The sequence below is a fragment of the Flavobacterium sp. genome (assembly GCF_027482425.1).
Classification (GTDB): Bacteria; Bacteroidota; Bacteroidia; order Flavobacteriales; family Flavobacteriaceae; genus Flavobacterium.
On record NZ_JAIXWA010000025.1, the window covers coordinates 27,229 to 42,589 of the forward strand.

Annotated in this window: 16 protein-coding genes; 7 read left to right on the plus strand and 9 right to left on the minus strand. The window is 39.4% G+C overall.

Translation table 11 applies throughout. From position 1 onward, the window contains the following. The first annotated feature begins 1 nt into the window (after position 1). Genes bamA through Q0037_RS02615 form a run of 6 tightly spaced genes read left to right on the plus strand, consistent with a single transcriptional unit; the run spans position 2 to position 6,796 of the window. A complete protein-coding gene (gene bamA, locus Q0037_RS02590) occupies positions 2–2,656 on the plus strand; it encodes an outer membrane protein assembly factor BamA (protein ID WP_297515012.1) in 2,655 nt (884 codons plus the stop codon). 34 nt (positions 2,657–2,690) lie between these two features. Further along, positions 2,691–3,701 carry an OmpH family outer membrane protein gene (locus tag Q0037_RS02595; RefSeq protein WP_297515015.1) on the plus strand — a complete coding sequence of 337 codons (1,011 nt, stop codon included), beginning with the start codon at positions 2,691–2,693 and terminating at the stop codon, positions 3,699–3,701. Positions 3,702–3,734: 33 nt separating this feature from the next. Continuing rightward, positions 3,735–4,232: an OmpH family outer membrane protein gene (locus Q0037_RS02600; RefSeq protein WP_297515054.1), complete on the plus strand. Its 498-nt coding sequence runs from the start codon at positions 3,735–3,737 to the stop codon at positions 4,230–4,232. A gap of 60 nt (positions 4,233–4,292) precedes the next feature. Then, positions 4,293–5,072, plus strand: coding sequence for a glutamate racemase (gene murI / locus Q0037_RS02605; RefSeq protein WP_297515018.1), 780 nt, complete (start codon positions 4,293–4,295; stop codon positions 5,070–5,072). Positions 5,073–5,124: 52 nt separating this feature from the next. After that, positions 5,125–5,961, plus strand: a complete 837-nt coding sequence (locus tag Q0037_RS02610) for a pseudouridine synthase (protein WP_297515020.1) — start codon at positions 5,125–5,127, stop codon at positions 5,959–5,961. A gap of 4 nt (positions 5,962–5,965) precedes the next feature. After that, positions 5,966–6,796 (plus strand): mechanosensitive ion channel domain-containing protein, encoded by an 831-nt coding sequence (locus Q0037_RS02615; RefSeq protein WP_297515023.1) that lies wholly within the window; start codon positions 5,966–5,968, stop codon positions 6,794–6,796. Here Q0037_RS02615 and tsaB read toward each other — a convergent pair. Genes tsaB through Q0037_RS02630 form a run of 3 tightly spaced genes read right to left on the minus strand, consistent with a single transcriptional unit; the run spans position 6,793 to position 10,196 of the window. Further along, entirely contained in the window at positions 6,793–7,452 is a 660-nt protein-coding gene (gene tsaB / locus Q0037_RS02620; protein ID WP_297515026.1) for a tRNA (adenosine(37)-N6)-threonylcarbamoyltransferase complex dimerization subunit type 1 TsaB, read from the minus strand. The two genes, Q0037_RS02615 and tsaB, sit on opposite strands and share 4 nt — an antisense overlap. Before the next feature lie 6 nt (positions 7,453–7,458). After that, a complete protein-coding gene (locus tag Q0037_RS02625; RefSeq protein ID WP_297515029.1) occupies positions 7,459–8,748 on the minus strand; it encodes an efflux RND transporter periplasmic adaptor subunit in 1,290 nt (429 codons plus the stop codon). A 5-nt stretch (positions 8,749–8,753) separates the two neighbouring features. After that, a complete protein-coding gene (locus tag Q0037_RS02630) occupies positions 8,754–10,196 on the minus strand; it encodes a TolC family protein (protein WP_297515031.1) in 1,443 nt (480 codons plus the stop codon). Between the two features lie 129 nt (positions 10,197–10,325). Between Q0037_RS02630 and Q0037_RS02635 the strand changes: the two genes are divergently transcribed. Beyond that, positions 10,326–11,714 (plus strand): DUF4403 family protein, encoded by a 1,389-nt coding sequence (locus tag Q0037_RS02635; protein WP_297515034.1) that lies wholly within the window; start codon positions 10,326–10,328, stop codon positions 11,712–11,714. Here Q0037_RS02635 and Q0037_RS02640 read toward each other — a convergent pair. The 6 genes from Q0037_RS02640 to Q0037_RS02665 form a co-directional block, all read right to left on the minus strand. Next, positions 11,711–11,869, minus strand: a complete 159-nt coding sequence (locus Q0037_RS02640) for a FeoB-associated Cys-rich membrane protein (protein WP_367274072.1) — start codon at positions 11,867–11,869, stop codon at positions 11,711–11,713. The genes Q0037_RS02635 and Q0037_RS02640 overlap by 4 nt on opposite strands. 64 nt (positions 11,870–11,933) lie before the next feature. Then, complete coding sequence (locus Q0037_RS02645) at positions 11,934–12,479, minus strand: DUF420 domain-containing protein (RefSeq protein WP_297515041.1); 546 nt, start codon at positions 12,477–12,479, stop codon at positions 11,934–11,936. 2 nt (positions 12,480–12,481) lie between these two features. Beyond that, complete coding sequence (locus Q0037_RS02650; RefSeq protein WP_297515043.1) at positions 12,482–13,174, minus strand: SCO family protein; 693 nt, start codon at positions 13,172–13,174, stop codon at positions 12,482–12,484. 1 nt (position 13,175) lies between these two features. Beyond that, a complete protein-coding gene (locus Q0037_RS02655) occupies positions 13,176–13,832 on the minus strand; it encodes a hypothetical protein (RefSeq protein ID WP_297515045.1) in 657 nt (218 codons plus the stop codon). Between the two features lie 74 nt (positions 13,833–13,906). Then, a complete protein-coding gene (locus Q0037_RS02660) occupies positions 13,907–14,257 on the minus strand; it encodes a cytochrome C oxidase subunit IV family protein (protein WP_287784528.1) in 351 nt (116 codons plus the stop codon). A gap of 17 nt (positions 14,258–14,274) precedes the next feature. Further along, positions 14,275–15,303 (minus strand): cytochrome c oxidase subunit 3, encoded by a 1,029-nt coding sequence (locus tag Q0037_RS02665; RefSeq protein WP_297515049.1) that lies wholly within the window; start codon positions 15,301–15,303, stop codon positions 14,275–14,277. Positions 15,304–15,361: the final 58 nt, after the last annotated feature.

A 15,361-nucleotide genomic window follows, 5' to 3' on the forward strand; every position in this document is an offset into this window, starting at 1 on the left:
TATGAAAAATAGCTACTTATTATGGACCGCTATCCTACTATTAGGAGTGTTTCAATCCCTTAATGCCCAGAACACCGAACGAATTCCTTTCGATCAAGGAAAAAAATATATTTTAGGTAAAGTAAATGTTACCGGAAAAATTAGTTACAACGAACTTACGGTGGTAACCTTTGCTGGTTTAGAGAAAGGGCAAGAAATTACAGTGCCTGGGGAACAAATTAGTAATGCCATTAAAAAACTTGGAAAATTAGGCCTTTTTAGTGATATTGATTTCTATGCCAGTGAAATTCGGGGAGACACTATCGATTTGGAGTTGAACATTACGGAACTTCCAAAGCTGAATGACGTTCGAATTAACGGTGTTAAGAAGAATAAAATCGAAGACTTAATCAAAGAAAATGCGTTGACAAAAGGAAAAATTGTAAACGAGAACTTGATTACTACCACTCGAAACTACCTTGAAAACAAGTACAAAAAAGAAGGGTATTTTAATACAAAAGTTTCCGTTAAAACCTCACCTGTCGACTCTACAGTCAACCAAGTGAATATGATTGTGGGTATTGATAAAGGGGAAAAAATCAAAATTAACCGGATTACTTTTGAAGGAAATGAGAAGTTTTCTGATAAAAAGTTGCGCAAAGCCATGAAAGGTACTAAGCAACAAAACCCCATCCGAATTTTCAAAGCCTCTAAATTTATTCGCAGTAAATTCAATGAAGATTTAGTGGCGATTGTCGAAAAATATAAAGAGAAAGGTTATCGTGATGCTCGAATCGTTTCGGATTCTGTTTGGCTAGATACTAAAAAGCAAAAACTTGCGCTGAATATTAAAGTTGAAGAGGGACGAAAATACTATTTTGGCAACATCAAATTCCTAGGAAATTCGGTGTACTCTGACCAGGCATTGGCCGGCATGTTGGGCATTAAAAAAGGAGACACCTACAATGGTGTGCTATTGGAAAAACGCATTTCTGACAAAGGCAAACCCGACGGCGATGATATTACCAATTTGTATCAAAATAATGGATATCTCTTTTCTACGATCAATGCCGTAGAGGTAAAAACGGAAAAAGACTCCATTGATTTTGAAATTCGCGTTGTGGAAGGACCTATAGCCTACTTTAACAAAATTACTGTTGTGGGTAATGACAAAACGAATGATAAGGTTATTTATCGCGAATTACGCACCAAACCCGGTGAAAAATACAGTAAAGAAGATTTAGTTCGTACCGTTCGTGAAATTGGACAATTGGGATTCTTTGACCCAGAAGCCATCGACCCAAAATTCAAAAACGTTGACCCCACAGCAGGAACAGTAGATATTGAATATAATTTGGTCGAACGTGGATCGAGTCAAATCGAGCTCCAAGGCGGTTATGGTGGTGGTGGATTTATTGGAACGTTAGGACTTTCATTCAACAATTTCTCTATAGCCAATATTTTTAAAAAATCGGCATACAAACCCTTACCCATGGGTGACGGTCAAAAATTAGCCCTTCGTTTACAAGCGAGTACCTTCTTTAGAACCTACAGTTTTTCCTTCTCTGAGCCTTGGTTTGGCGGAAAAAAACCGGTGAGCTTCTCAGCTTCTGTTTCACAAAGTAAACAGTATCTCTTCTCAGGTTCATTTAATAGCATTGACCGCTCGCGAAGTTTCGATATAACCTCGGTAACTATTGGATTGGCCAAACGACTTACCATTCCTGATGACTTTTTCATCCTTTCCAGCAATTTGAGTTTTCAGTATTACAACTTAAATAATTACAATACCGGACTTTTCACATTTGGTAACGGAACTTCTCGAAATTTTGGTATTAGTGTTGGACTAACGCGGAACAACAAGGCTATCAATCCAATTTATCCTGTACGCGGAGCAGAATTTAGTATCAATGCCAAGTTTTCTCCTCCTTACTCTTTGTGGAATGGAGTTGATTATGGAAACCTGCCGAATCAAGCGGAATATAAGAAACGTTTTGATCCCAATACCATGACAGCGGATCCTAATGTCAATGTACTTCCTGCCATTGGTGATTTTGTGACCCAGAATCCGAATACAGGACTATACACTCGTGTAGATACCTTCCAAGAAGCCGATGTCGATCAAGCTAAAGTAGATCAAAAGCGTTTTAACTGGTTGGAATACTACAAAATCAAATTCAAAGCCGATGCCTATACCAAACTTCAAGGCAACTTAGTGTTGCGCAGTTTAACTGAGTTTGGTTTCTTGGGGGCTTACAACCAAGAACGCGGGGTTGTTCCTTTTGAACGTTTCTTTGTTGGGGGAGATGGTTTGGCCAACTTTGCACTTGATGGCCGTGAGATTATCCAGTTGCGAGGGTATCCAAATCAATCATTATCGTCCAATGTTGGTGGAAGTATTTACAATAAATTCACGTTGGAGTTACGTTATCCCATCACATTGAAAGCTGCTGCATCGATTTATGCACTAACTTTTTTAGAAGGAGGTGCCTCTTTCAACAATTTTAGAAGCTTTAATCCGTTTGCTATACAACGGTCGGCCGGATTCGGTATTCGTGTGTTCATGCCTGCCTTCGGATTATTGGGAATTGACTTTGCCCAAGGATTCGATTTTATTCCAGGAACCACACAAAAAGGAGGTTGGCAGACCCATTTTATTATTGGACAACAATTTTAGTATATTTGCTTAGGCTATGCTAACACAAACGGTTATGAAAAAACAGTTTTCGCTTCTTTTTTGGGTGCTTTTATCCGCCACACAACTCATTTCTGCACAATCCCGTGGAATCAAAGTGGGCTATATCGATATGGAATATATCCTGGATAAAGTCCCTTCGTATGCTGAAGCAAAAAATCAATTGGAACAAAAAGCTGAAAAGTGGAAGCAAGAAATTGAAACCAAAAAAAATGACATTGCCAAGTTAAAAGAAGCCTTAAAAACAGAACGCGTCTTATTGACAAAAGAACTAATTGATGAGCGTGAAGAAGAAATTGCTTTTCAAGAAAAAGAATTAATTGACTACCAACAAAAACGTTTTGGTCCTAACGGGGATTTAATTGTGCAGAAGGCAACATTGGTAAAACCCATACAGGATCAAGTTTTTAACGCCGTTCAAGATTTGGCAGAAGCCCGAAAATATGACTATGTATTTGATAAATCATCGGACCTAACAATGCTGTTTGCGGCCAAAAAGCACGACTTAAGCGATAGAGTAATCAGTGTATTAACCCGAGCTGAACGTCGCCAACAAATGTCGAAAAAACAGTTAAAGGAGGAAGAGGCCAAAGAAAAATTGGAAGACATGATGGCTGACAATCCCGAAATGACGGAACGTCAAAAACAAATGGAAGAACGTAAAGCGGCTCGATTGAAATTGATTGAAGACAAGAAAGCAGCAGCGGAAGCCCGCAAAAAAGAAGCGGATGAAAAGCGCAAACAACAATTAGAAGAAAAAAACAATAAAAAAAATGGCACAGTTTCTGATACAGCCAAACCAACTGCTGCTCAAGACACTAATGCCGCACAGAAAAAAGAAGAAAAAATAGAAGCTGCGGCCGCTGATAAAGAAAAACGCGATGAAGCACGCAACAAATCTTTGGAAGAGCGTAAAAGAATTATTGATGAGCGTAAAAAAGCAGCCGAAGAAAAACGCAAACAACAGTTAGAAGCACGTGAAGCTGCTAAAAAAGCGAAAGACAGTGTTAAAACTGCAAAACCTTAAAATAAAATTGTTCACTAAATTAAATTCAAAATGATGAAATTATTCAAAAATGCCCTTTTAGCCGTAGTCGCTGTATTAGGAATGCAAACTGCTCAAGCACAGGCCAAAACCGCTCATGTGGATGTCAATGATATTACGTCGAAAATGCCTGCAATGATCGAAGCCCGTAAACAATTGGAAAAGTTGGGCGAAAACTACAGTAAAGAATACAAAACCTTAGTGGAAGAGTATCAAGCAAAAGCCAAAAAATATGAAGCTGAAGTGGGTACTGTATCGGATGCTGTAAACCAAACGCGTCAACAAGAAATGCAAGATATGGGAAAACGCATTAGCGATTTTCAAGAAAATGCACAAAACGATTTGCAAAAGAAAGAAGGAGAGTTGATGAAACCGTTAGTGGATAAAATCAAAGCTTCTATTTCAAAAGTAGGAAAGGCAAAAGGATACCAATATGTTATGGATGTATCCAGCTTGCTTTTGGCTGATGGTCCAGACATTACTGCTGACGTAAAAAAAGATTTAGGGTTTTAATCCAGTCTTTTTACAATATAACCCGAAGATAACCCTTCGGGTTTTTTTATACCTTTGTGTATGGAGAATAATCAACCTATCGGCCTTTTTGACTCGGGAATTGGGGGAACGTCCATTTGGAAAGCCATTCACCAACTTTTACCACACGAGGACACACTGTACCTAGCCGATAGTAAAAATGCTCCTTATGGCATTAAATCCAAAGCTGAAATCATCGCTTTGAGTCGCAAGAACACCGAATTCTTACTTGACCATAATTGTAAAATCATCGTCGTGGCTTGCAACACCGCGACCACCAATGCGATTCAGGAATTGCGTGCTAGCTACAACGTTCCTTTTATTGGTATTGAACCCGCCATCAAACCTGCAGCGTTACATTCTCAAACCCATAAAATTGGAATTCTTGCTACACAAGGCACCTTAAATAGTGCTTTATTTCACCAAAGCATGCAACAGTACCGAGATGTGGTTTTTGTGGAGCAAATTGGACACGGATTAGTAGAACTTATTGAAAATGGTCAAATCGATAGCCCCGTAATGGAACACCTTTTACATCAATATTTAAGTCCGATGATGGCCGCCAACATCGACTACTTGGTTTTAGGATGCAGTCATTACCCCTATTTAATTCCGCAAATTCAAAAGATTTTACCCCCACATATTACTATTATCGACTCGGGAGAGGCTGTAGCGCGTCAAACGCAACGGGTTTTAGAACAAATTGTGGGCTTACGTAATCCTTCTACCCCATCAACACAACGTTTTTATACCAATACCCATCCACAGGTGTTGGAAGGTATTTTACAACATAAATACCCCGTAATACCCACTGATTTTTAATCCGTACCCTCATAACGCGGGAAAAGAAGTATCTTTGCCAAAAAGTAAGTGCATGCAACGTTCGAATTCTAACCGATCTGGTAAAAAACCGTCTTCAAATTCAAAATTTAATCGGGAATCAAAACCCCCACGAAAAACGGCTGCACCTAAAAAAGCAGCGCCGGCCCCCAAAAGCAATCCCGATGAGATCCGCCTAAATCGATACATTTCCAACTCAGGGATTTGCTCCCGTAGAGATGCTGATATTTATATCCGCTCTGGCAATGTGAAAGTAAATGGAGAAGTGATTACTGAAATGGGACACAAAGTAAAACCCGGTGATGTAGTAAATTTTGATGGCACTGAAGTTAGTCCTGAAAAAAAAGAGTATTTCCTCATCAATAAACCCAAAAACTTCACGACCTCAGGGGATGATAACACAAACTCACGCAATGTTTTGGAACTTTTAAAAGGAGTATCCCGCGCTAAATTACAACCTGTGGGACGTATGGACAAAAACACGACAGGATTGTTATTGTTGACCAATGATAGTGATATCATATTAAAGTTTTCTAAACCCCAACCCAAAGCGACCAAAATCTACCAAGTGAGTTTGGACCGTAACCTTAAGTATGAAGATTTAGAATCGATCGCTAAAGGCATTACTTTGGAAGGCCACCGTGTACATGTGGATGAGATTAGTTATATAGAAAACCAACCCAAAACTGAAATCGGTATCCAACTCCGCACAGCCAATGTAAAAGTGGTGCGTTCGCTTTTTGAAGCCTTAAAATACGATGTTCTCAAAGTGGATCGCGTTTCGTTTGCAGGATTAACAAAAAAGAACTTACCCCGTGGATTTTTCCGCCCCCTTACCGAACAGGAGATTATCAACCTAAAAAACATTTAATACCATGCGTACAGTGGGAGCACTTTATGTTTCATCTGTAAAAGATTACTCTATTGAATTTTACAACGTACTGATTGACTATGCCCCTCGCCTAGTTTCGTCCTTAGTTGTATTGGTTTTAGGACTCTATGCAATTCGTTTTATAACCCGTTTGGCCAAAAAAATCATGGCCCGAAAAGAAATGGAAGTCACTTTGGCTGAGTTTCTATCGAGTTGCCTTTTGTGGGGACTGCGGGCCTTGCTTTTTGTAACCTTTATTTCCCGCCTTGGCATTGAAACCACCTCTTTTGTTGCCATTCTAGGAGCAGCTGGCTTAGCTATTGGAATGTCCCTTCAAGGGTCATTGGCTAATTTAGCGGGGGGTGTACTGATCATTCTATTTAAACCTTTTCGCGTAGGCGATGTGATTGAAGCACAAGGCGTAAGTGGCATGGTGACCGAAATACAAATATTTGTTACCAAACTTATTTCGGGAAATAACCAAACCATAATGATTCCCAATGGAATTTTATCCAACGGAATTATTACTAATTTTTCGATTGCGGGAAAAAGAAGAGCAGACTTAGTGTTTTCGCTTTCGTATGAAACCAACATCAAAGCAGCCAAAGAAACCGTTTTACAAGTCATGCAAAATCATCCAAAAGTGCTAAAAGATCCAGCTCCAGAAGTGATTGTTAAAGACTTATCCGATAGTGCAATTCACTTAGGAATTCGTCCTTGGACCCTTAATGATAATTTTGGAGAAGTGTGTTCCGATATCCTTGAGCAATGTAAAGCGGCTTTTGACGCGCAAAATATTACCATTCAGCCTTTTGTTCGTGAAAATCCAGCTTAGGAATTTACCATAAAGTTTTTAAGGTAAAACGGTTCAAAATACGCCACATCTTCGAACTGTTTTTCTTGGTAAAGGGTTGCTGCGAGTTCAGCCATGGTTTGAGCAGAAGGAAATGTAATGGTTTCCAAAAATTGAAAACGCGACTGGGTAAGTACGGTTTTGGCTTTGGGCAAACAATCGCCTACAAACGTACAAGGACCTGGCCATGCATCAAAAGATGTTTCACTTAAAATCATCGCTTCTACAGCACTTAACGGTTTCTCATACGCATCAAAAACCGCAGTATATACTTCCATGCGACGCGCATCGATAAGAGGAATGATATAACCTTCATTTACTGGAGTAGCATGAGCGAGAATTTGTAAAGTAGACACGCTAATCAATGGAATTTGCAAGGCGTAACACAAACCTTTGGCGGCCGAAACACCGATACGAAGTCCAGTATACGACCCGGGGCCTTTACTCACGGCAATGGCATCCAATTCGGATACCAAGACGCTCGCTTCTTGGAGCACTTCTTCTATAAAGACATGGAGCTTTTCAGCATGGGTATAGCCTTCTTCAGCGTGTTCTCGCAAAGCGATTACATGACCGTTTCGGACTAAGGCTACCGAACAATTTCGGGTAGCGGTTTCCAAACATAACAATAAGCCCATGAGGAATTAGGCTTTTGATTTAAGCTTCACTTTGTCGCCCGAATTTAAGTCCTTGGAAACGGTATTGTAGGGCCCTATAATGACTTCATCACCTTTTTTCAATCCCGTAAGAATTTCAATATTGGTATCGTCTTGAATGCCGGTTTTAACCACACGGATTCGCGCTTTGTCTTTTACCTTAACGAAAACACATTCCAGCTTTTTATCCGACTTCGATTTTACTTTTTCCGTTTTGGCAGCTTCCTCATCTTCGGGAACATCCAGAATAGATTTGGGTAGTGTATCTGATTTAACTACAACCGCACTAATCGGTACGCCTATAATTTTTTCTTTACGTTTGGTAATAATATCAACAGTCGCTGTCATTCCCGGTCGAAAAGGAGAATACGTAGCGGGTTTGCCTTCTAATAAGTCTTCATACGACTCTTTTAGAATACGTACTTTTACTTTGAAATTGGTCACTTGATCTGCGGTCGTTCCGGTACTGGCTGAGTTTGATATACTAGTGACAACACCTTTAAATTCTTTTTTCAAATACGCATCCACTTGGATATTGGTTTCATCTCCGATGTTGACCTTAACGATATCATTTTCATTAACATCCACTTCTACTTCCATGTTATTCAAATTGGCCACACGAAGCAATTCGGTTCCTGCCATTTGTTGGGTTCCTAAAATCTTTTCCCCCAACTCAACATTGAGTACCGAAATTGTTCCATCGGCGGGTGCATAAATAGTGGTACGGCCTAAGTTATCTTTGGCTTCAACTACTGATGCATTAGCACTCTGAACGTTGTAATACGCCGATTGTTTGTTGGCTTTGGCTACTTCAAACGCCGCAATCGCTTTATCCCAATCCGCGCGAGAAATAATTCCTTTTTCAAACAAGGATTTGCTGCGCTCATAACTGGCTTGAGCCTCTTTAAAAGAAGCATCTGCCTGCGACAACCCCGCTTTGGTTCCTGCATAATTAGAAACGGTACGGTTTAACCCAGAAGTATAAATATCGGGGTTAATTTTGACCAACAAATCCCCTTTTTTTACAATTTGCCCCTCTTTTACGGGTAAAGCAATGATTTCTCCTGACACTTGAGAAGAAACTTTTACTTCTATTTCGGGTTGTATTTTTCCAGTAGCCGATACGGTTTCGATAATCGTTATTTCATCTACTTTGGCTACTTCCACTTCTTTCAATTCTTCACGGCTTCCAAAAACACCTTTGGAGGACAAAACCATCAATACAATGATTACTCCAAAGACAATACCACCCCACAAAAAAATTTTTTTTCTACTCATGATTGTTATAATTTCTCCACGATGGGAATTCCAAAATAAAATTCGACAACTTTAACTTTAAAAATATAGTCATACTTGGTACGCACCAAATCGGATTGCGCATTGGTAAATAAGGTTTGCGCTTGACTCAATTCAAAACTATTAGAAAGTCCGACATTAAAGCGCTCTTTTGCATATTCAAAGGCCAATTTTCGTGCATTCAAGGCCGTTTGCGCCGATTCATACGCTTGCAAAGCTCCCTTGGCATCCGTGATGGCTGTATAAACAGTTCGCTCCAAGTCGAGGGAAGTTTGTTTTTCATTGGTTCGGGCGCGTTCTAAAGCGATTCGTGCCCTTGTCACCGCATTGGAAGACCGGAATCCATTTAAGATGGGAATCGTCATTTGAACGCCAAAACTATTCCCTTTAAATTGGCTAAACTGATCAAAATAGGGCAATGGATTTCCTTGAATTGGAATAAAATTGGGAGCCACTACCGCTTCCCCAGTACTCGGCACAAATCCGATGGTATTGGTAGGATTGTTGGGATCAACTACAAAATTGGAAATACGACGTTGATTGGAAGCACGGGTACTGAAACTATAAAAACCGTTGATACTAGGTTGTAGGGCCCCTTTGGAAATCTTTAAATCGCGTTCGGCAGCTTCTAAATTGGTACGTGCAATTTTTAATTCCACGCGTTCCCCCAAAGCTTTTTTGACAATAGTTTCTGGGCTTTCTGCGAGTGTTGGACTCAACGACGGCTCATAGTTTACCTCAGCAATATCAAAATTGCGAAAATCATCCAATTGCAGCAATTGCGCCAAACTTAACTTGGATAAAAACAAGGTGTTTTGTGCTGCAATTACCCGTTGGCGGTCGGCAGCCACGGTCGCTTCTGCATCGAGTAGGTCGCCTCGAGGAATCATCCCCGATTTAACCATTTCACTCGCGCGCAGCAACTGTTTTTCATCATTGGCCAATTGCTCCTGTTGCACTTTTAAATTTTCTTTGTTAAAAAGGATTTGCAAATAGGAATTAGCCACGTTCAATGCCACATCGTCCTGCATTTTATTCAACTGATATTGTGCGGCCAAAATGGTTAATCGGGCACGCTTCAATTGATTCATATTTTGCAAACCATTATAAATCGCCACACTTGAATTAAGTCCAGCCGACGTAAATTGAATGGTTTGATTTTCCAACAAACCCGTTGTGATATTTTGATTCAAACCAATATTCCACGAATGTGAAGCACTGGCATTTAGGGTAGGTAAAAAATTACCAATCGCGTCTTTTTTAGCGACACGTCCATTTTGTAAATCCAGTTCCGATTGTTTGATAGAGATGTTATTCTTTAGTGCATAATCAACACACTCACGAAGCGTCCAGGTTTTGGTTTGTCCCCACCCTTCAAAGGCGCAACACAATAACACCCATAGCCCGGTTTTTAAAATCCATTTATTCATAAACCTCTGTAGATTTCTTGGAACAGCAAAAGTAGAAGAACTGCTTTAATTCCTATCCAATTTTGTTTGCCTATCAGACGTCATTCCGCTTTTTTTGTTACATTCACATCCAAATTAATTTTGTTTTTCATGAAACTACGCTGCCTCTTATTGACGCTTATTTTAAGTCTGGTTACAGCCTCTTGCTCGGGTCCCCAAAAAATTTTAGCAGAAAAACCTGTTCGCACCAATAATCCTGACTTTGCTTACAAAACAACGAGTTCAATGGTGAGCATGCCCTTAGAAGTCACGCTTACTGAAATTGAAAAACAACTGAATAAAACCCTTGCCGAACTGGTGTATGAAGACCCTAATTTACAAGACGACAACATTCAAATGAAGATTTGGAAAACGGCACCTATTCGCTTACAAGAAAATCAGGGAAAAATCAAATCGGTGCTTCCCCTAAAGATTTGGGTCAAATACAAATATGGTACTGATTTTCTAGGATTAAATGACACCAAAGAATTTGATTTAACCGGCGTTATAACCCTGAGCAGTCAAATGCAACTTTCCAACTGGAAATTGACCACTCAATCGGTAATTGAGGACATCACCTGGCAAGAGAGTCCCACGATGACTGTGGCAGGTAAAAAGGTTCCGATTACGTATTTGATTAGTCCTGCTTTATCGTTGTTTAAGAAAAAAATAGCCCTGAAAATCGACGAAGCCATTACCAAATCCTGTGATTTTAAACCCTATGTCCTGAATGTGTTGGAAACCCTTAGCAATCCCATCCTCACGAGTGAAACGTACCAAGCTTGGTTTAAATTACAACCCAACGAAGTTCAAGTTACCGATGCCGTGTTGGATAAAACGAAAATTACCATGAACTTGGGATTAAAATGCGGCATGACGACCTGGGTGGGACAGCAACCGAAGAAAGGGATTGATCGCGAAAGCATCGGATTTAAATCGGCGCGTACTGTGGGGGAAAAAACCGTGGTCAGTATTGCCGCGATTACAACCTATGACAATGCGTCAAAAGTTATGACTACTAATTTTAAAGGGCAAGAATTTAAGTCAGGTTCACGTGTGATCACAGTTCAAAATGTTGAATTATGGGGCAAAGACGGACGTATGATTATTGCACTGGACTTAGCGGGCAGTCTCAACGGGACGATTTATTTGAGTGGTATACCCAAATATGATGCGGTTTCCAAAGAAATTTACTTTGAAGATATGGACTATGTGTTAAACACGAAAGGGATTCTAACCAAAACTGCAAATTGGTTGTTGCAAGGATACATTTTACGCAAAATACAAGCGCAATGCCGGTACTCGATACAACCTAACATGGAGGAGGGAAAAAAGAATCTTTTGCCTTACCTAAACAACTATTCGCCCATGAAAGGCGTGTTTGTGAATGGATCGATTCTTGAGTTGGACTTTGATAAGATAGAACTCACCGACGATTTTATCATTGCTTTTATCAATGGAAGTGGAAAAATGAATGTTCGGGTAGACGGAATGGATTAAGTCGTTTTGACCTTTTTTCGGCGAAACATACTGTATACCACATACCCCACTACAGCCACAAGGATGTAAGGGAACACCATGAGGTATACGATACCGTCATTGACCGCTTCGGCTTTGACCACATTTCCTGAACTTTCTAGAGATGCTCGGCACATGGCACATTGACCTATGGCTTTTGAAGATGCGAATAGGAGCAGAAAAAGTATGGGAAATATCCGATTAATGCGCATAATACGGAGCAATCATTACATATACAATAACGCCGGTCACCGCCACATACAACCACAATGGAAAAGTGATTTTAGCTAATTTTCGGTGGCGATCAAACTGTTGAGATAAGGCACGAACGTAGGTAAACAAGACCAAAGGAATAATCGCTACCGACAGAACGATATGGCTTATCAAGATAAAGAAGTAAACATAGCGAATGGCCCCTTCGCCGCCAAACTTAGTCGATTCGGAAGTAAGGTGGTAGGCAACATACATCACCAAAAACACGACGGAGCAAGCAATTGCGGCAGTCATCAAACGCTCGTGTGTCTTGCGATTTCCATTTTTTATCGCGATCACCGCCCATATCAACAACACTGCAGTAACCGCATTGATTCCCGCATAAATGGGAGGTAAAAAAGAAAGCGGTTCTACATTGATTCCAAAGTCCTTCAACTTAAAAGAAAACAATATCGCTACAACAATGGGGATAAGAATTGAAACTACAATGATTGGAGTTTTAAATTTTGTTTCTAAAGTAGGTTTAACATCCATAGTTATTCGTTTAATAATCGTTGTATATCTTCACTGATTGCTTTAATGCCGGGAGCTTCCAAACCATCGTAATATAGTATTGGATTCCCTTGGTTATCTCGACGGCATCGAATATTTCCTTTTTTATCGACCAAAGCAAACAAACCCGAATGCTCAAAACCGCCATTGACTTTGTCTTTGGATTCACCCGCATAAATGTTGAACCCTTTGTTGGACAAATCAAAAATGGTTGCTTTATCTCCCGTTAAAAAATGCCAATTTTTCATGGTGATACCTAAGGATTGTGCATGTTCTTTCAAAACTTCCGAAGTATCTTTATCGGGATCAATGGTAATCGAAGCAATGGCAAAATCAGGATTCTTACCATATAGCTGTTGTAATTTCAGCATATTTTTGTTCATGACTGGGCAAATACTGGGACAGCTTGCGAAAAAGAATTCCAAAACATACACTTTCCCTTTGTATGAATCCTGTGTTATGTTTTTATTGTCTTGATTTGTTAGTGAAAATTGGGGGACTTGCCCCATCACAACCAAGGTTTTTTTGGCAGCCTCATCTTTGATTTCATTGGACAAACTCATTCGGTCGTTTTGAACGGTCTCTCCTTTTTGAATGCGATTAACGATTTTTGGTATAAAAATTATCCCGAAAATCAAAACAATAAACGATATCCCGATATACGATTTATTCTTCATACTAGATTTTTCGATTGGCTTTGTTATTCTTTTTAAGAGCTAAACGGTATTCTGCAAGAATAACTTTTACATCATCGATCATGTTATTATAAAGGTCGGAAACTTTAAACGTGTTGTAGCCTTCTTGGTATTCCTCCTCGCCTTTTTTATTTTTCCCTTTTCGCCCTCTTAAATTGCGTTTCTTATCTACAATATACACATTGGGAGTACCTAATTTTTCATTAAGGCTACCCATCAATTGCAATTTACTGTAGTAGCTTTTTATCGATTCAGGAGATCCAAAAACAAACCACCAATTTTGCTGAGGCCCTAACTTCTTTAAACTGGTTTGCAACTTGGACACCTCAGCCTCGGTACCTTCTGGAAAGACCATCACCATTTGGAAGTCCTTAAACTCTTTATTACGGGCATATATTTTTTCGTATAAATTGAAAAAACCGCCTTTATGATGTTCGACATCATAACCGATAAAACCTAAAATAGTGATTTTATTGTTTAAGGTGACCGTTTTACCGTCTGAGGTTTTCCATTCGTTAAGATCAGGAATAGTAGGGGTAATTGTAGGCAACTTCGCAAAACTGTTGACGCCTGAGGCAAAGAACAAGTAAGCCACGATGGGCAAAACAAAAAGGACGAAGAGCACTAAATTCTTTTTCATGAGCTAAACAAATTGCTTACAAAATTAAAAAAAAGGTACGCTATTGCGTACCTTCAACTGTAATTAATATGCTGTTAAAAATTCCATTTAATCGTTGCATCTCTAAACACAGTGAATACATAGAATCCTTCAGTTAAGAGAATGAATGTTAAATAGAGAATCAAAAAAATACCTGTCCAAACTACCGCTCTTCGCAAAGCTTTTGTTTCACCTTCCATGTGCATGAAAGCCCACACAATATAGTATGCCTTTACAAGGGTTAAGATGATGAAAATCCAATTCAATAAATTCATGGATAAAAAGTTCGAGTGGAATAATGATTTTGGCTTTTCAATCCCTAACCATACTTCGACAATGGTAATAATGGAAAGAATACCGAAAACAACCCAGATGCGTTTTGTATTTGATGTATGCTCGTGTGCCATGATTCGCTTTTAATTAATTATACTAAATAGAAGAAGGTAAATACGAATACCCAAACTAAGTCTACAAAGTGCCAGTATAAACCAACTTTTTCAACCATTTCATAAGTTCTTCTTCGTTCGTAGGTGCCCAACAATACATTGATAAAAATAATGATATTGATGACAACCCCAGAGAATACGTGGAATCCGTGGAAACCGGTGATAAAGAAGAAGAAATCAGCAAACAATTTACTTCCGTATTCATTGCGGTGTAAATTAGCCCCTTCAATAACTATTTTTGCCTCATTAATTCGTCTTAACGACTCTTCACGCGTCAAAATAGTTTTATGCTTAATTTTATTTAAAGTTGGGTGAGCTCCAACAGAGTGCTTCGCGGTTTCATTTGAATAAATTACTTCCGTGCGAATTAAGATATCTGGATTCTTTTTAAAGCCTTCAATTACTTCATTGACAGAATACGTTGGTAAAGAAGGTTCAGACATAAACCAAGTAGCTCGGCTACGCGTTAATTGCTCGCGCTCTTCAGGTAAAGTAGCGGCAAAATCAGCTAATTTAATTTGCTTCCCTTCGGCATTGACAAACTGTAGAATACTTCCTCCTTTGGTTTCGATAGCACCGTATTCTCCTTTGATAAAGTTTTTCCATTCCCAAGCTTGAGATCCCACGAAGATTAAACCTCCGATAATGGTTAAAAACATGTAAATAGCTACTTTACCTTGTTTCATTTGGTGTCCAGCATCTACTGCCAAAACCATAGTTACGGAAGAGAAAATAAGCACAAAAGTCATGAAAGCCACATAATACATCGGCATGGATACACCGTGCATGAACGGGAAGTGGGTAAATACCTCATCCGCAATTGGCCATGTTTCAATAAATTTAAATCTTGAAAAACCGTAAGACGCAACGAATCCAGAGAAGGTTAATGCATCAGAAAGGATGAAAAACCACATCATCATTTTTCCATAACTCGCTCCTAACGGCTCGGCGCCTCCGCCATTCCAAACATTAGCTACACCATTGTTTGTAGTAACTGTCGATCCCATAAATACGTAATAGTTAAAAAGTTTCCAAATTTACATTTTTTTCTTATTTAAAGAAATA